The 604-nt window shown below is 69.5% G+C and carries 1 protein-coding gene; it reads right to left on the bottom strand.

Translation table 11 applies throughout. The features are described from left to right. Window positions 1–604, bottom strand: a 604-nt coding sequence (locus M8J73_RS34220) for a carboxyl transferase domain-containing protein (protein ID WP_283947284.1), incomplete at both ends; no start/stop codon positions are given.

Below are 604 nucleotides of genomic sequence, written 5' to 3'. Positions count from 1 at the left end.
GATCGGGATGTTGAAGGCGTCGCACATCTGCACGAAACGCGCGGCCTTCTCGCTGGCCTCGATGTCGAGGACGCCCGCGAGGGTCTGCGGCTGGTTGGCGACGATGCCGACCACCTGGCCGTCGAGCCGGCCGAGGGCGCAGATGATGTTGCGGGCCCAGCGCTCGTGGACCTCCAGGTAGTCGCCGTCGTCGACGATCTCCTCGATGACCTTGGCCATGTCGTACGGGCGGTTGCCGTCCGCGGGGACCAGGTCGAGGAGGACGTCGCTGCGGCGGTCCGCCGGGTCGGAGGACTCCGCGCGCGGGGGGTTCTCCCGGTTGTTCTGCGGGAGCATCGCCAGGAGGTAGCGCACCTCGGCGATGCACGTCTCCTCGTCGTCGTACGCGAAGTGCGCGACACCGCTGGTCTCGGCGTGCACGTCCGCGCCACCCAGGCCGTTCTGCGTGATCTCCTCGCCGGTCACCGCCTTGACGACGTCCGGGCCGGTGATGAACATCTGCGAGGTCTCGCGGACCATGAACACGAAGTCCGTCAGGGCGGGGCTGTAGGCCGCGCCGCCCGCGCAGGGGCCGAGCATCACGCTGATCTGCGGGATGACACCG

It is taken from the genome of Streptomyces neyagawaensis (assembly GCF_023516595.1).
Classification (GTDB): Bacteria; Actinomycetota; Actinomycetes; order Streptomycetales; family Streptomycetaceae; genus Streptomyces; species Streptomyces neyagawaensis.
The sequence above is the reverse complement of the archived record's forward strand: the minus strand, read 5'-3'. Positions and strand labels throughout refer to the sequence as shown.